This is a genomic window from Dyadobacter sp. CY345 (genome assembly GCF_021502725.1).
In the GTDB taxonomy this organism is placed as follows: Bacteria; Bacteroidota; Bacteroidia; order Cytophagales; family Spirosomataceae; genus Dyadobacter.
In genome coordinates this window covers 2,006,575-2,022,715 of record NZ_JAKFFS010000001.1, presented here as the reverse complement: position 1 = coordinate 2,022,715, position 16,141 = coordinate 2,006,575, and the positions used below count along the sequence as shown (strand labels likewise).

8 protein-coding genes are annotated in these 16,141 nt (G+C 43.5%); 1 reads left to right on the top strand and 7 read right to left on the bottom strand.

All coding sequences use genetic code 11. The features are described 5' to 3' along the window. Positions 1-54 precede the first annotated feature (54 nt). The 7 genes from L0657_RS08560 to L0657_RS08530 form a co-directional block, all read right to left on the bottom strand. The gene (locus L0657_RS08560) at positions 55-1,620 is read right to left on the bottom strand and encodes a glycoside hydrolase 43 family protein (protein ID WP_235150167.1); all 1,566 of its coding nucleotides are present in this window, start codon (positions 1,618-1,620) and stop codon (positions 55-57) included. Positions 1,621-1,647: 27 nt separating this feature from the next. Next, positions 1,648-2,169, bottom strand: a complete 522-nt coding sequence (locus L0657_RS08555) for a VOC family protein (protein ID WP_235150166.1) — start codon at positions 2,167-2,169, stop codon at positions 1,648-1,650. 85 nt (positions 2,170-2,254) lie between these two features. Continuing rightward, positions 2,255-3,919: a glycoside hydrolase family 43 protein gene (locus tag L0657_RS08550; protein ID WP_235150435.1), complete on the bottom strand. Its 1,665-nt coding sequence runs from the start codon at positions 3,917-3,919 to the stop codon at positions 2,255-2,257. Between the two features lie 91 nt (positions 3,920-4,010). Next, on the bottom strand, positions 4,011-5,099 hold the full coding sequence (locus L0657_RS08545; RefSeq protein WP_235150165.1) for a Gfo/Idh/MocA family protein: 1,089 nt from the start codon (positions 5,097-5,099) through the stop codon (positions 4,011-4,013). A 39-nt stretch (positions 5,100-5,138) separates the two neighbouring features. Further along, positions 5,139-6,191: a glycoside hydrolase family 43 protein gene (locus L0657_RS08540; RefSeq protein WP_235150434.1), complete on the bottom strand. Its 1,053-nt coding sequence runs from the start codon at positions 6,189-6,191 to the stop codon at positions 5,139-5,141. A gap of 151 nt (positions 6,192-6,342) precedes the next feature. Further along, positions 6,343-8,157 carry a RagB/SusD family nutrient uptake outer membrane protein gene (locus tag L0657_RS08535; RefSeq protein ID WP_235150164.1) on the bottom strand — a complete coding sequence of 605 codons (1,815 nt, stop codon included), beginning with the start codon at positions 8,155-8,157 and terminating at the stop codon, positions 6,343-6,345. A gap of 7 nt (positions 8,158-8,164) precedes the next feature. Continuing rightward, complete coding sequence (locus L0657_RS08530) at positions 8,165-11,404, bottom strand: TonB-dependent receptor (RefSeq protein WP_235150163.1); 3,240 nt, start codon at positions 11,402-11,404, stop codon at positions 8,165-8,167. 609 nt (positions 11,405-12,013) lie between these two features. Here L0657_RS08530 and L0657_RS08525 point away from each other — a divergent pair. Beyond that, the gene (locus L0657_RS08525; RefSeq protein ID WP_235150162.1) at positions 12,014-16,132 is read left to right on the top strand and encodes a two-component regulator propeller domain-containing protein; all 4,119 of its coding nucleotides are present in this window, start codon (positions 12,014-12,016) and stop codon (positions 16,130-16,132) included. Positions 16,133-16,141: the final 9 nt, after the last annotated feature.

Genomic DNA, 16,141 nt, shown 5'->3' with positions numbered 1-16,141 from the left:
TTTGAAAGGGTAATTGTTTGTTTATTAAAATCAAATTGACAGACAAATGCGATTTTATTTTGATGAATTGACGACCAGATAGAAGTAGTCAAAATCCACATATCCTCCAATGTTTTTGGTTGCATAGTTGAACAGTCCAAAACGATAACCCATAAAATGCGGAATGGTATAAGACATTTTCAATGGTTTACCAATCGGCAACCAGGATTTGCCGTCCAAACTGTAATAGAAACTGGCCGTATCCTTCTTGTCTTTGAAATCACATTCAACTTTTAAATAGACTTTATTTTGAGCCAATGATATACTTTCGATCTCCTCGGCCTTACCTGTTAAAGAGCGAACCATAACAACTGACGATTTGCCGTTGCCCATCTTGACCCCTGCAAAACCATAGTTTTTTTGCAATAATCCTAATCCTGCAAAATCTCCCTCTTTCATTTTTGAAACGTCAATCAAAGTGGAAGCTGAGGATTCAGGGCCGATGGTACGCTGCGTCAGCGTATTTCTTGCACTTACAAAAGAGGTATCAATTCTCCCGGTTTTTAACCGCAGAAATCCCTTCCGTTCTGTCACCGACCAAAGGTTATTATCGGGATTGTGGTTCCATTGCCAAACCAGTGGTAAAGAAGGTTCTCCTTTTTTACGTGAAAAATCATCCGATGCAACGATGCCTGGCATCAAACCCTTACTGGCAGGTAAGTCAAGTATTTCCGGCACTTTTCCATCATTTCCCAGAACCGGCCATCCATCTTTCCACGTAACCGGTACGAGATAAGGAATGCGGCCGACGGCACCATAATCCCGGAAAAGATAAGCATACCATTTCCCTTCCGGCGTATCGATCAGGCCACCTTGCGCTACACCTGAATCCTGTAACCCAACACGCCCCTCATAAGGTCCGGTGATTTTATCAGCCCGGTGAATGACCACAGTTCGCATTCCGCCCTTGGGCCAGGTGATGTTGAAAAGATAATATTTACTGTTTACCTTAAAAAGCTGTGAACCTTCTGCCGGAAGACCTCCGCCGGTACCGGAAGGCAAACTGGCATTTTCAATTATAACCTGCTCATTCACACCTTTTTTCACCGCCGAAGCATCCGCTTCCAGCTCAACCATTTTGATTTTTCCCGCTCCGTAAATCAAATAAACCTTTCCATCGTCATCAAAAAATAAGGAATGGTCATGGTAGGAAGGCGAGAATGAGGACATTTTCCAAGGCCCTTTTTCAATGTTTTTTGTCGTAAAAATATAGGTCTTGCCAGTTGTCTGAGCAAAGGTTGTCACGTAGAATAACCCATTGTGATATCGAAAACTGCTGGCCCAGGAGCCACGGCCATATGTACTTTTTCCATTGGTCAGATTCAGCGCATCCATATTTGCCAGCGTGTCATATGCATAACTGACCAACTGCCAGTTCACCAGATCGTTCGATTTCATGATCGGCAGTCCCGGGCTCATGTGCATGGTGGTGCTGCTCATATAATATGAGTTTCCAACGCGTATCATGGCCATATCGGGCACGTCGGCAAATATAAGCGGGTTGCCTGCTTTTTGCGCTTTGGACAAATCGCTCAAAAACAACACACAAAAAAGCAGGCAAAACAAAGATTTTTCTTTCATTGAGAAATGGCGCTTAGGTCAGTTTTGTTATTCAATCGGCCCGATCAGTTCTATAAAAGTTCCGTCCGGATCCTGCACCAATACAAAGTGCGCGTCTTTGTTTAGCTGCGTTGGCGTACTGCCCAGAAAAGCTACTTTCTGTCCTTTCAGCCTTTCTATGATTGGTTTTAATGATTTTACATGGATGGTAATATACTGGGCACCAGTATCATCCTGTATGAATTTTTGTTTTGGATGTGCGGCTTTTTTACCGAAACTCATCAGTTTCCACTCGGTGGCTTCGGGGCTGTTTTCCAATTTCAGAATATTGACATTGGTGGCTTCTCCACCGGTCAGGCCACCTCTTTTTCCAAACTCTTCATTGATCGTGAAATTGCCGGTTTTTACCATACCAATTCCATTGACATAAAAATCCAGGGATTGCTCCATGTCGGCAACCACCACACCTACGCCGATTGACTTGTTGGTAAAATTTGACTGAGCATGCACGAGACTGCAAAAAAGCACTGCGGAAATGGTCAACAGGTTTCTGAAAATCGACTTTTTCATAAAATTTAATCTGACTATATTTTTAATAATTAAATAAAAGTTGAATTTGAACATTGAATAAAACAAGGTTCAGTTTCACCTGAACTTATTTTGATACCTTTGGGAACATCGGATCATTTCCGCTGTATTTCAAATACTTAAACGAGGCAAAATTAGTTGTTGCCTCACCCGATGAAGTAGCGTACATGCCAAACAAACAGCCGATAAACCCTCCTGCAACCTGCGTGCTCAAGAATTTAGCGTCAACCTTATCTTTTAAAAGCTGCCAGGAAGATCCTTTTGAAAAATAAAAACTGTAAGAATCGCCTTCGGCTGTGATGCGTAGTTTAACCGGTTTTGAAACATCGGTAACAGGCATCTGCGCCAGCAGTTCCATGTCTTTTTTATCGGCAACGCTTCTATAAAGCTGGATCATGGGCTTACCATTTTCAACGGATTTACTCAAAAAATAGAAATGAGATTCATCCTGAAAAATGGTCAGTCCTGCTTTTTCTTTTTCTGATTTGGGAGAAAAGTCAAGTTCAACTTCCGTTGTGCAGAACAAATGCTGCTGACGTTTTCCGATGAAGGAAGGATTACCCATTTCCATAATCGTTTCCGGTTTCAACTTCATCGTCAGGCCGCTTTTCTGTGACAGTGAAAATGAATTCTTATCAATAGTCCGCATAAAAAGAAGCGCAGGATCAAGCGTTTTTTCAAAAGTCAGCGTGTAGGCAAAGTTGCCAGCCTGCGGAAGCGCATCCTTTTGTTTTACTTCCTTATAATTTACGGCATACTCATATTTGACCTCTTTGCTATCCGGATTAATGATCGGCCAGTCGTTTTTCCATTCCACAGGTGCAATGAAAGTTTCGCGGCCGGTATTGTAGAAATTGCCCTCGTAAGGTCTAACGGCAAGAAAAATAGCATAGGTTTTACCGTCTGGGCCATCCACAAACTGCGCGTGACCAGCAGAAGTAATCGGATCTTTCCGGTCATCCGGCAAACCTCTTTGCGTCAGGATCGGGTTGTTCTCATACGGAACAAAAGGTCCCCAAACAGATTTGCTCCGAAAAACAACTTCTGTATGATTGACGGAAGTCCCACCCTCGGCAGCATACAAATAATACCAGCCATTTCTTTTCATGATATGCGGTGCTTCAATCCAAACCGGCTTTTTGCTTAGATCTACACCGCCGTTAACCAGCTGTTTTTCTTCGCCGATCACCTTCAAAGTGGCAGGATCAATTTCATAAATACGGATTGTTCTGTGACCCGGATATAATGACTTTCTCTCTGGCGGATCGCTGTTATAGATGATGTAAGCTTTATCGTCTTCATCAAAAAACAGCGACGGATCTATACCACGGACCTGGGGAACCCGGACCGGATCACTCCACGGACCGGCAGGATTTTTGGAAGTGACGATAAAATTTCCGTCGTGATCGATATCCGTGCAAGTAACATAATACGTCCCGTTATGAAAACTGATCGCCGGTGCGAATAACCCCCTTGTCAGTTTTTCACCCATAAAGTCCATCTGCGACGGGCGGTCAATGACATTCCCTATCTGTTTCCAGTTTTTAAGATCCTTGCTATGAAAAACTGGAATTCCCGGAAAATAAGAGAAGGTAGAATTGACCAGATAATAATCCGTCCCTACCTGTACAACACTCGGATCAGGGTAAAAACCGGTTAAAATCGGGTTTACGATAGTGGTTGTCTGAGCGCTCGCGCATTCACTAAAAAAAATGCTGCCGGCAAAAAACATTGTATATAAAAAATGCTTTGTCTTCATTTAGTAATCTTGATCAACGATTCGGTTTTCTAAATAAGCGGTGGTAAAACGCAGATACTTCTGCCTATATTTTTATTACTTTCCCTGCGGCGGCCGATTTGTAAATCGCTTCCACAACCCTGATATCCCGAAGTCCTTCCTCTCCCGGTGCAATCAGATCCTTGTTGCCAAGTATAGCTTCGCAATCTTCATCCATTTGTTTTGCCTGCTGATTTTTAATCGGAAATTGAATCAAAGTTCCATCAGATAGGCTTCCTTTATTTCCATTGTAGCCCGACTGCGGTTCAAGCTTCGCCCAGCCTTTTTCATAATTAACCTGCAAGTGATTCATATTGATACCAAAACTGGTCTGGCAGGATGCTTTCGCGCCGCTTGGGAAATCAAGCATGAACATCATCGTTTCTTCAACTTCCTTATAAATATCCGGACGCGTGGTGGATGCCTGTGCAAAAACACTGATTGGTTCCTCACCCGTGGCAAGCCGAGCTCCCTGCAAGGCGTACACACCCATATCACCCATTACACCGCCGCCGAGCGACTTTTTCTGTTTCCAGTGATCAGTACGTGCGTCAAAATATCCAGCGGCACTTGTCACCATTTTTACCTTACCAAATTTTGGCTCTTTGGCAAGCTTCATGATTGCCTGGATATTAGGATCATGCTGACAACGGTAACCAATCGCCAGTTTAACTTTACTGCTGCTGCAAGCCTTGATCATCGCTTCGCAATCTGCTACTGATGGGGCCATTGGTTTTTCACAAAATACATGTTTGCCTGCTTTGGCAGCGCGCACGACATATTCTCTGTGCATGGATGGAGGCAAAACCACATATACAATATCGATATCCGGATTATTAGCGATCTGATCGAAATTCTGATAGTTGTAGATATTTTTATCAGGGATCTTATATTTCGCTTTCCAGGTTTCAGCTTTGGCCGGAGTACCGGTAACGATACCCGCCAGGTAACATTTTTCAGTCATTTGAAGCGCCGGAGCCAATAGATCTGTGCTGTAATATCCAAGTCCCACCAGGGCGATACCTAGTTTTTCTTTTTTCTGAGCGGTAGCTGCCAGCAAGGGATTACCGGAAAATAAGGCAGCGGCCCCTGCCAGAGTCAGGGTCGATAAAAAATCGCGTCTTTCGATTTGCATATTAATTTTTGATAGGAATGAACAATAATATATTAATTATCAAGGAGTTATTGTCTTAATATTTCCATTACTATCTCTCAGTAGCTCTCTGACTTTTACACTGCGAAGGTGCGTTTTTCCGGAAAGTTCAGCGTCATGATAGAACAGATACCATTTTCCCTTCACTTCAACAATCGAATGATGCGTTGTCCAGCCTTCAACCGGATTCATGATCACGCCTTTGTAGGTAAACGGCCCGTAAGGTGAAGTTCCCTCTGCATAACAAAGCAAGTGCGTATCACCTGTTGAATAAGAGAAATAATATTTTCCATTGAACTTATGCATCCATGCACCTTCAAAAAAGCGTCGGTTAGTATCCGAGGCAAGCAGAGGTTTTCCATTTTCATCAAGGATCTGAACATCACGCAAAGGCTCGGCAAACGAAAGCATATCATCTTTCATTAGAGCAATCTTTGCATTCAATGCTGGTTCATTTTCGTGGCCTTTGCCAAGATCAGTCATTAAAGATTTGTTATAGGTTCCCGTGTGCCAGCGTTGAAGCTGACCGCCCCAAATACCTCCCAAATACATATAAGTTTTACCGTCAGTATCGGTAAAAACAGCCGGGTCGATGCTGTAACTTCCTTCAATAGGTTTTGCCTCAGCTTTAAAAGGGCCGGTTGGCGATTTACTTGTAGCTACGCCCATCCGGAAAATCCCCTCTTTGTCTTTTGCAGGAAAATAAAGAAAATATGTACCGTTTTTGTAAGCTGCATCCGGTGCCCACATTTGTTTATCCGCCCAGGGCACATCTTTTACATCCAGCGCAACGCCGTGATCCGTTACTTTTCCACCGATCTTGTCCATGGAAAAGACATGATAATCGCGCATCTGGAAATGTCCGCCTTCGTCATCCTGCGGCACGTCTGCTTCAACATCATGAGAAGGATAGATATAAATTTTTCCATTGAAAACATGGGCTGAGGGGTCGGCAGTGTACAAACCTTCTATAAGCGGCTTGATCTTTTCAGGTGCTTTCTGACAGATCGCCTGTCCGGCTGTGGCAACAATAATCGAGAAGGTGGCTATAAGATTGTTATTGAATCGTATCATCATTTATGTTTTTTATACAAAAAGCAAATCGTTGGACTGTTACTACTTATGTTGTTTTATTGAAATCCTGACAAAACTAATCCTGAGACACAGAACTGCATTTTTCGCAGTCCTGCGTCCCAGGTTTATTGTTTTTAATCAACAATTTGAACTAGTATCCCGTGTTTTGCGGAAACTTTGGACCTTCTACTACCCTGTCAATCTGAGACTGCGGGATTGGTCTTAACATATGAAAATCTTTGATGTATGGAGCAGCCTCTTTGTTCCATTCCTGCACACGGCGGACAAGCGAGCGTGTTCTTACAAGGTCATGCCAGCGCTGCCATTCTCCGAAGAATTCACGGCTCCGTTCGTCAAGGATAAAATCCAGGGTTACGTCCGCGGCGGTAATGTTCATGGCCGTTGCCGCAGCGGTATTCTGAGCCGTGGTATTAGTCTTACGGAATGCTGCGCGCTGCCGCAAAACATTGATCATCGTTGCAGCTTTCGATGCGTCACCCGCTTTGAAATATGCCTCGGCACCCGTCAGGTAAACGTCCGAAAAGCGGTATAAAACAGCAGGACGCGTAGAGGGATCATTAAAATTTGCTCCGCGGCTTGGATCCATGTATTTTTTCAACGCTGGATAAATACCATTGTTCCAAAGACTTGGCGGCACAACAATACCTTTAAATGGTCTTGATCCTACAAACTGAGGTGCGCCCGGCACTTCATAATCAGGCAGCCAAACGGCCGTGTCTACTCCAGGTACGGTCGTGTAACCGATCCCACGGGTATTATTAGCGGTTGTTGGCGTATTCGTTACCGCAGTGTTTGAAATGTAAACCGTATAAAACGAATTGGCGAAACGTGAATCGACATCACGATTTGTGAAAGCCTGATCAAGGAAATAGTTTTTTCCTGTACGCGTACCCGTAGTCTGTTTATCCGAATTTGGGCGCATTCGCACATACGGGCGACCGTAGTACGAATCGCGGATCATCCCGGAAGTTCCGCTGTTGGTAAAGACACCTGCAGCATTTTTGATAGAGTTAATGCCACTGTTGTTAGGATAATTCCAGTTTGTGAACCATGGACTCAGGTTTTGTGCCGCGCCGCCTCCGGCTGCTCCACCGACAGTGTAATAACCATATTTAGGATCCAACACATGGTCGCTGACAAACATCGTTTCTTTTCCATAGTCGTTTGCAGGAACAAATGCATCTCCATAATCCTGCCACAGATCCAGGCCGTAAGCCGATTTATTGGCAATAATTTCATCACAAAGTTTTGCAGCCGCCGTAAAATCACTGACCGTATTGTTCAGCCATCCGCGGGTCAGGTATGCTTTGGCAAGCAGGAATTGCGCGACAGGCTTGGTTGCCGCTTTTCCGAGGAATGGAGCTGTTGGCTGGTTGGGCAAGTCAGCCGCAGCTTCTGTAAGATCCTTGATGATCAGCTCATAAACTGCCGCCGCAGGTTGACGCGAAGCCGCCTGCGATGGTACAGTAATGAATTCTGTATGAAGCGGTACGTCGCCCCAGGTCTGCACCAGATAGAAATACCAGAATGCCCTCAAGAATTTGGCTTGGGCAAGATATTGCTTCCGCGTTGCCTCGTTCAGATCAATAGTCTGACCATACTGAAGCACGCCATTCAATGTGTTAATATCCTGAAAAGCGACACCCCAGGCAGAACCGAAGTTACTACTGTTCAAACCATTGTAAGTATAGGCATTACCTGTACCGGCATTTACTCCTTGAATAAATTCGTCGGTTCCAGCCTGCATTTCAACCGTAAACCCTTCCGTACCCCATTGGCCGCGGATATCGTTATAAACCCCTGCTATTCCTCCGAGAACACCCGCTGGGCTGTTAAAATAAGATGGGACAATCTGGGACTGGGGGTGCTCTTCGAGCACTTTTTCGCAACCGGTGCTAAATGCTGCGATCAGCCCGGCAGTAATCAGTATTTTTATGGATTTCATGATCGGATTAGAATTTAAGGTTAACGCCCACAGTGAATTGTCTTACCGGAGGATTATTAAGATTTACCGAAATCTGACGTTCTGGCGTACCACGGTCGCTGGCTGCATCCGGGTTTAGCGTCGACTGACCACTTGCATAGCTGTTTCCTTCCGGGTCAATAGCCAGATTATCTCTCACCAAAGGAGAATAAATTATGAACGGATTGGTCAGGTTTACGTAGATCCTGGCCGATGTTGCACCAATCTTTTTGAAAACATTACTCTGGAAAGTGTAACCCAGGTTAATGCTTCGGCATTTGATAAACGAACCGTCGTAATAGCCAAGCGTTGAACCAAAGTTTGCCACAGCGCCGCTAGCATCAGGAGCAGGAAATGCGTTGGTTGGATTTGTTTCTGTCCAGTAATCCGTTTTCACCTGATTCACACGGCTTTGGTTATAGAAGGCAAATCCACCTGATCCTGTGGAGTTACCGGTAAGGTAAGGCACAATTACTTTCATACCCATTCGGGCATAAGTAACAACAGAAGCATCAAAGTTTCTAAAACTGAAACGGGTAGTAAGGCCTCCCTCCCATTTAGGCTGAAAATTACCTAACAGCTGACGGTCGTTGGCATCAATTTTTCCATCACCGTTCAGGTCTTCCACTCTGATCTGTCCAGGGTGTTGAACAGGAGATGTCTGCTGAGCCAAAGTGCCGTTTTCTTTATCTGCGGTCTGCCATATACCCAATTTTTTATAATCATAAATAACCGAAAGCGGTTGCCCTACAAACCATCCCGCGCCGATGTTGGATTGTTCTTCCGGTGTCGTCAACTGCGTGATTTTCTCGCGGTTGAAGAAATAAGTCGCGTCTACACTCCAGTTAAATCCTTTGGGTTTTCTAACAATCTCAAAGGTTGTCGTTACTTCCACGCCTTTACCTTCAGTTTTACCAAGATTTTTCAAAGTAGAACTTGCACCATTACTGGCAGGAAGTGGAACTGACAGTAGGATATTTTTGGTTTTTTGATGATACCAATCCACCGAACCTGTAATACGATTGTTCAGAATACCGAAATCGATACCAATATCCAGCTGAGAAGTCGACTGCCAGGTCAGGTCATTGGCAGGTAAGCTGGTCACAGTATAAGCCAGCTGCTGTCCGGCAGTACCTGTTCCGAAATTGTAATACCCGGCTGTTAATGCGCCAAGCGTTGAATAGGCACCCACATTTCGGTTTCCTGATATACCCCAGCCACCGCGCAGTTTAAGATTAGAAATAAATGGGGCCGACTTCATAAAAGTTTCTTCAATCACATTCCACCCCAGACCAATTGCCGGATAATTAAAATACTGATTACCAGGAGATAATGTAGAAGATCCATCCCGACGTAAAGTCATGGTCAGCAAATACTTGTCGGCGTAGCTATAATTAAGCCTTCCCATATAAGACAACAATCCCGTTTCAGAAAATGAGTTACCAAAATCAGAGCTGGCCACAGGCTGACCCGATGCAAGCGAAAAGTTTGATGTTTTGATATAATCCGCCGGCACCCCCGTTACTGTGAAACGGCTGCCCAAAGAGTGGTTTTTGGTATACTCATAAAGTGCGGTAAAGCCCAGTTTATGCTTGCCAGCAAATGTTTTATCGAAATAAAGTAAATGCTGCAAATTCACATCCCAATATTCTGTGTTACTGATCTCGGCATTGGATGATGCCTGTGTGGTAGCAGAATTGAAATACGTCAGCGGGCCATTGTAGCCATTGTAATTAGACTGGCTGAAATTCAAACCTGCATTGAACCGGTATTTCAGTCCTGGTAAAATATTCACCTCTGCATAAATACTGTTGAATGTCCTCAGCGAGCGTGTACGTCCGAGGTAGGAATCTTTTTTGGTCAAAATTGTAAGCGGACTTACGCCGGCTGCATCAATTGAACCTTCCGAAGGAAATGTATTAACCGTACCGTCCGCATTGTAAGGCGACGCCAGAGGTGTAAGGCGCACAAGTCCGCCAGGTATGCCGCCACCGCCAGGGGTATTCTGGTAAGTCAGTGTGTTTAACGTATTAAGCCCGATCTTTACATGTTTGCCTATTCGCTGATCAATGGTCGCGCGGATATTGAAACGCTGAAAATTCTGGCTTGGAATAATACCGGTTTCGTTAAAATAACCTAAACCCAAAGAATACTGAGTAGTCTCGCTACCACCTTGTACGCCTAACTGGTGGTTAGACATAAAACCTGGTTTGTAAATCAGATCCTGCCAGTCGGTCGATACGCCATTATCAAGTGCTTCCTGCTCTTTTTGAGTTAAAACATAACCGGAAGTTCCCGGGCTTGTGCGGTTATATTTGGCAGCATCAAGTTTGAACTGAGCATATTCGGGGCCATTCATGACATTGAATTTACCCATCACCCGTGTTTCTCCGTGATATCCGTCATAACTGAATACCGGTTTACCAACCTTACCTCTTTTGGTTGTTACCAATATTACCCCTCCTGATCCACGGGAACCATAAATCGCTGTCGCAGAAGCATCTTTTAACACTTCCAGGCTGAGGATATCGTCCGGGTTAATATCATTCAAACCGCCAAATGGAATCCCGTCAACTACAACAAGTGGACCATCCTGGCTGTCCGCTGTACCTGAACTTGTCGTAAGCGTCCGGTTTCCCCTGATTCTGATCTGTCCCTGAGAACCTGGCGTACTTCCGTTACTAATGATAGAAACACCTGCGGCACGTCCTTTCAACTGGTTGATCAGGTTTGGCGCAGGCACTTCTTTCAGCGTAGCTTCACTGACAGATACAACGGAGCCGGTCACATCCCTTTTACGCTGCACGCCATAACCTACTACTACAACTTCGTCCAAAACTTTATTGTCTCCTTTCAAGAGAACATTGACAACTTTTTGTGTTCCTACAACAACTTCCTGGGAGACATATCCAACAAGCGATACAACCAGAATTGTATTTGCATCGTCGGCAATAAGAAGTTTAAAATTTCCGTCAGTGTCTGTAATCGTTCCCCTTGTGGTGGATTTGATCAAAATGCTTGCGCCTGGAAGCGCGGCACCGTCTTCACCGGTCACCTTGCCTCTGATCTCTACGTCTGCAACAGACATTGATCTTGGTTGGATGCCATGATTAATTAAAGTCCCGCTGGCAAAGGTTTCGGTAGAAAACCCGCCCAGCAGTAATATAGGAAGGCCGGAGATCCCCAGGACTCTTGCCAGCATATTACGATTTAATAAAGAGTCTTGCATAACTTCTGAATAATTAAGTGTTTTCGAGTTGATTGATTTTTACATACTGAATGGTTGTTATTCAGTTTTTGAAGCATCAAAGTACTTTCCGGTAAATGTTTCAATTGGTGCAGCAACATGTCATAAAATTTGGGTTAGATATGGTTTTCACAAACGCCTTCATTTGGTTTTTAATAAGTAATAGTGTCAATTTGACATCATTTGGTGGCAGCATTATTCCAGCACTTTAATTACCCAAACAGAAGTTTTCGCATCGACGGGTAATTATTAAACTGATACTGATATTCCTGTTTTAATATTTAATCTGGTTCATCATTTTTCCCAGATATTATTTAATTAATTATCGACAAATGTAACATGGCAGCTATGTCAACTGTGAGCAGATTTGTTCATTTTACCGCTACAAATGTTCAAATCCACTAAAAAAATGCCGTATTCAAGGAGAAACTTGCATTTTTAGGATTAAAATGCCGTTTTTCGCATGTAGAATGTTGCAGTAAGCAAAAAATACCTCTGCCGATTTTAAATGAAAGATTTTTTACATTTTTATGGGGCATACATGATATTATTTTTTCAACACTGGCTGGCTTTTTAAATTCTTTCTGATAGATGCGCTTATTACTCAATTTTATATACTGCGTTGCCTGCTCGCTGATCATAATATGTACTGCTCTGTTTACAGCCCAGGCTCAGCGTCCGGAACCGAAGTTCACGTCGATTACCTCCATGGATGGCTTGTCGTCCAATACCGTGACTGCAATCTTAAAAGACAGTTACGGGCTGATGTGGTTTGCAACGGATGATGGTCTTAACAAATTTGATGGTACCGATGTGACGGTATACCGCCACTATAAAAAGGATTCGACCTCACTAAAATCCAGTGATATTGCGAGCTTGCACCAAGACCGGGCAGGTGGTATCTGGGTTGGTACTATTGAAGGCGGACTACATTATTATGATAGAAGAAAAGATTCCTTTTTAAGCATACCGTCTCCTCACAGTGTCACAACCATAAGCAGCGATGCAACAGGTAAATTGTGGGTAGGAACGACTGGTGGATTACTTAACGTAGATGCAAAAAGTCACCGGATCAGTACATTTGCATCAATACCCAACATTCCCGACGAGATTTCGAAAGGATTGATACTGAGCGTTACAATAGACAGTAAGCAGAAAGTATGGGTTGGCTCGAAAAACGGTCTGTATAAAATTGATCCTTCCCGGAAGGACAACGAATACATTAATTACCTTCAGGCGTTGCCCGACGAAACTGGAGGCCGAACCGTAAAATCTATCATCGAAGATCGGGATGGGAATGTATGGGTCGGTACATATAGCGGCGTATTAAAGCTTAATTCCAGTGGGCAGATATTACAGCACATCCGGTATGAATCCGGCAATAAAAATTCTCTGAGCTCCAACATGGTCTTTGCGATCACGCTGGAAAATGACCATAATATGTGGATAGGCACAGACGCCGGACTCAATATTCTTGATACCCGTAATGGAAATATTCAACGATATGGGCCGGATGCCAGAACGGAATTCAGTTTAACAAATAAATCGGTACGCAGCATATTGATTGATAATCAAGGTATCTGCTGGCTGGGTACATATAAAGGTGGAGTAAATAAGTACGACAAAAATTTAGCCATTTTCGGATTGAAAAGATCTGATACCAATGATCCGTTTGGTCTTAGTGCACCATTTGTCACTTCATTTGCCGAGACCCCAACCGGTGACCTGTTCGTCGGCACAGACGGCGGAGGTCTGAACCTGTATGACCGGGAAAGGAATCTTTTCAAAAAATTCAATATCAATCCCCAAAACAGGAATGCCGCTTCGGGACTAGCCATTTTGACACTGGAACTGACTTCTGAAAACGAACTTTGGATAGGCACGTTTCAGGACGGCTTGTTCCAGTTAAATCCAAAAACCGGAGCTTACAATCGATATATCCGTGGGAAAGATTTGTCAAGCCTGAATAATAATGAAATCTTCTGTCTGGAAAAGGACAGATCCGGCAAGTTGTGGGTGGGGACCAATGGTGGTGGTGTCCATTTGTTTGATCCCAAAACGAAACGTTTTGAAAGATATTTTGATCTGGCAATTCCCGCTTCTCAGCGGATTATTCCACTCAATGGTTATATCAGGGATATTTTACAAGATAGGCAAGGAAAAATCTGGATAGCCTCACATGGCACTGGTGTGGCCGTTTTTGATCCTGTCAATCGACAATCCATATTGCTGGATAAACAATCCAGTAATCTCCCGGGTAATATCGTCTCATCCATAATAGAAGATAAAAAAGGAAATATCTGGGTTGGCACGTTTGGTGAAGGGCTGGCTCTTTTTGATCAGCGGTTACAAAAATTTATCTCCTACGGAGAAAAGGAAGGACTGGCAAGCAACGTCATCAACAAAATCCTAGAAGACGATCAGGGTCGCATTTGGGTGAGTACCAATCAGGGAATCAGTTTTTTTGATCCGAAAAATAAAAAATTTACCAATTTCAGCTCTTACAACGGAATTCAGGACAAAACATTTGTATTGGGCTCTGGTATCAGGACATCTGATAATATCCTGTTTTTCGGTGGAATTGCCGGATTCAACTACATCGACACACGCAGTCTGCCGGATTGCAAAAACATAGCGCCTATCGTCCTGAAAGATCTGCGTATTGGTAACCGAAGCATCACGCCGGCTGATTCAAATTTAATAGATGCGGATATCTCCGTTGCCAAAACAATCAACCTTGACTACAAACAGAATTTTTCACTCGGTTATGCCGCGTTGGACTATACCAATCCGAGACAGATGCATTACAGGCACAGGCTCGTCGGTATGCAATCGGAATGGAATGAAACCGGACTAAATAATTTTGCCAGTTATACGAATCTGAGTCCGGGAAGTTATATGTTTGAAGTCCAGGCAAGCGGTGACGGCATCACTTGGAGTCCCCAGACTACCTCAATAAATATCAATGTAAAGCCACCGTTTTATCTGACCATTTATGCCTATATCTTTTATCTTCTTACGCCAATTGCTGTTGTATTTGCAATGCGCCGCCGGGGTATTCAAAAACTTCAACGGGAGTTTAAAGAGCAGCAAAAACATGCGGAGGCTGAACAGGCAAAAGAACTGGACCGACAAAAAATCAAGTTTCTTACCAATTTAAGTCATGAACTGAGGACGCCCATTTCTCTGATTCTTGCTCCTACTGAAAATTTATTGGTTAAAACGAAGGCAACAGAATTAAATTCACCCGTTCTGGCAATTAAAAGAAATGCCAAACGACTGCTCAATCTCGTTGATCAGCTTTTGGATATAAAAAATATGCAGCAGCAGGAAGTGAAGCTGAATCTTGAAACGAAGGACGCTATCCTATTTATCAAAGATACCTGTGAGCAGTTCAGCGACCTTTCGTTTAGAAAAGGTATTCAATTTAAAATAGAGAGTGCCATTGCCCAGTTATACATGGATTTTGACCCGGAAAAATTGGAACGGATACTTTTCAATCTGCTTTCAAACGCATTCAAGTTTACACCCAAAGGAGGAGAAGTAAAACTGGAAATTTCTCAGCAAGATTCTCCCGATGATAAGTCGTGGCTCAACATTTCGATAACAGATACCGGCGTGGGTATTACGGAGGGAAATCATGAAAAGATCTTTGAAAGGTTTTTTCAGGATGATACCGATATGTCAATACTGAATCAGGGCAGCGGAATCGGGCTTTCTATTGTGCGGGAGTTTGTTCAGTTGCATCAGGGAACAATCACCGTAAAAAGCCAGCCGGGGTTGGGAAGCTCGTTTTTAGTCCAGCTTCCTGTTGTGCTAAATTCAATACCAATTCTGCCGGTTGAACTTTCTGCTTATGATAGACCTGGAACGCCTTCGTCCGATCATGATATTTCGGGTAGTAAAAAAGAGAAACCAAATCTGGAAGACCCTTCAAGTGTATTAATTATCGAAGACAATGAAGAGTTCAGACACTATCTGAAAGAAAGTCTGATGCCTTTTTATCATGTGATCGAAGCAAATAATGGGAAAGAAGGCTGGCAAAAAACGTTGAGCCACCACCCTGAGCTGATCGTCAGTGATATTGCCATGCCGGAAATGGACGGAATTACTTTAAGTCAGAAGATCAAGGCGGACAAAAGGACGAAACATATCCCGATCATCTTGCTTACTGCATCTAATGGTGAACAGCAGCAGCTGGAAGGACTCAATTCAGGAGCCAACGATTACCTGACAAAACCTTTCAATTTCGAAATTTTGAATGCCAAGATCAATAACCTGATCCTATTAAACAGACTTTTGAAAGGTGTATATTCAAGACAGATCAAAGTTTCGGACGAGCCGGTACAAATGGAATCAAGTCAGGAAAAATTGCTCAAAGACATGCTTTCTTACATTGAAGACAATCTTCACACTGCACAACTTAGCGTAGAAAATTTGAGCAGACATGTGGGTATGAGCCGGGGGACGCTTTATAGTAAAGTACTGGAAATGAGCGGACAAACACCCATTGAATTTATTCGCTCCATAAAACTTGAAAAAGCGGCAATTTTGTTGGAAAACAGCGATCTTAGTATTTCACAAATATCTTATATGACCGGTTTTACGGCACCGAATTACTTCGCGAAATCATTCAAGACCAAGTTTAATATGCTTCCAACAGAATATAAACTAAAAAAGCGAAGACGCCTTCCACAAATCGTTAGCTAATCTGAGTTA

Coding starts and splice junctions, on each gene's coding strand:
- L0657_RS08560 (WP_235150167.1), bottom strand. CDS start 1,620: ATGAAAGAAAAATCTTTGTTTTGCCTGCTTTTTTGTGTGTTGTTTTTG.
- L0657_RS08555 (WP_235150166.1), bottom strand. CDS start 2,169: ATGAAAAAGTCGATTTTCAGAAACCTGTTGACCATTTCCGCAGTGCTT.
- L0657_RS08550 (WP_235150435.1), bottom strand. CDS start 3,919: ATGTTTTTTGCCGGCAGCATTTTTTTTAGTGAATGCGCGAGCGCTCAG.
- L0657_RS08545 (WP_235150165.1), bottom strand. CDS start 5,099: ATGCAAATCGAAAGACGCGATTTTTTATCGACCCTGACTCTGGCAGGG.
- L0657_RS08540 (WP_235150434.1), bottom strand. CDS start 6,191: ATGATACGATTCAATAACAATCTTATAGCCACCTTCTCGATTATTGTT.
- L0657_RS08535 (WP_235150164.1), bottom strand. CDS start 8,157: ATGAAATCCATAAAAATACTGATTACTGCCGGGCTGATCGCAGCATTT.
- L0657_RS08530 (WP_235150163.1), bottom strand. CDS start 11,404: ATGCAAGACTCTTTATTAAATCGTAATATGCTGGCAAGAGTCCTGGGG.
- L0657_RS08525 (WP_235150162.1), top strand. CDS start 12,014: ATGCGCTTATTACTCAATTTTATATACTGCGTTGCCTGCTCGCTGATC.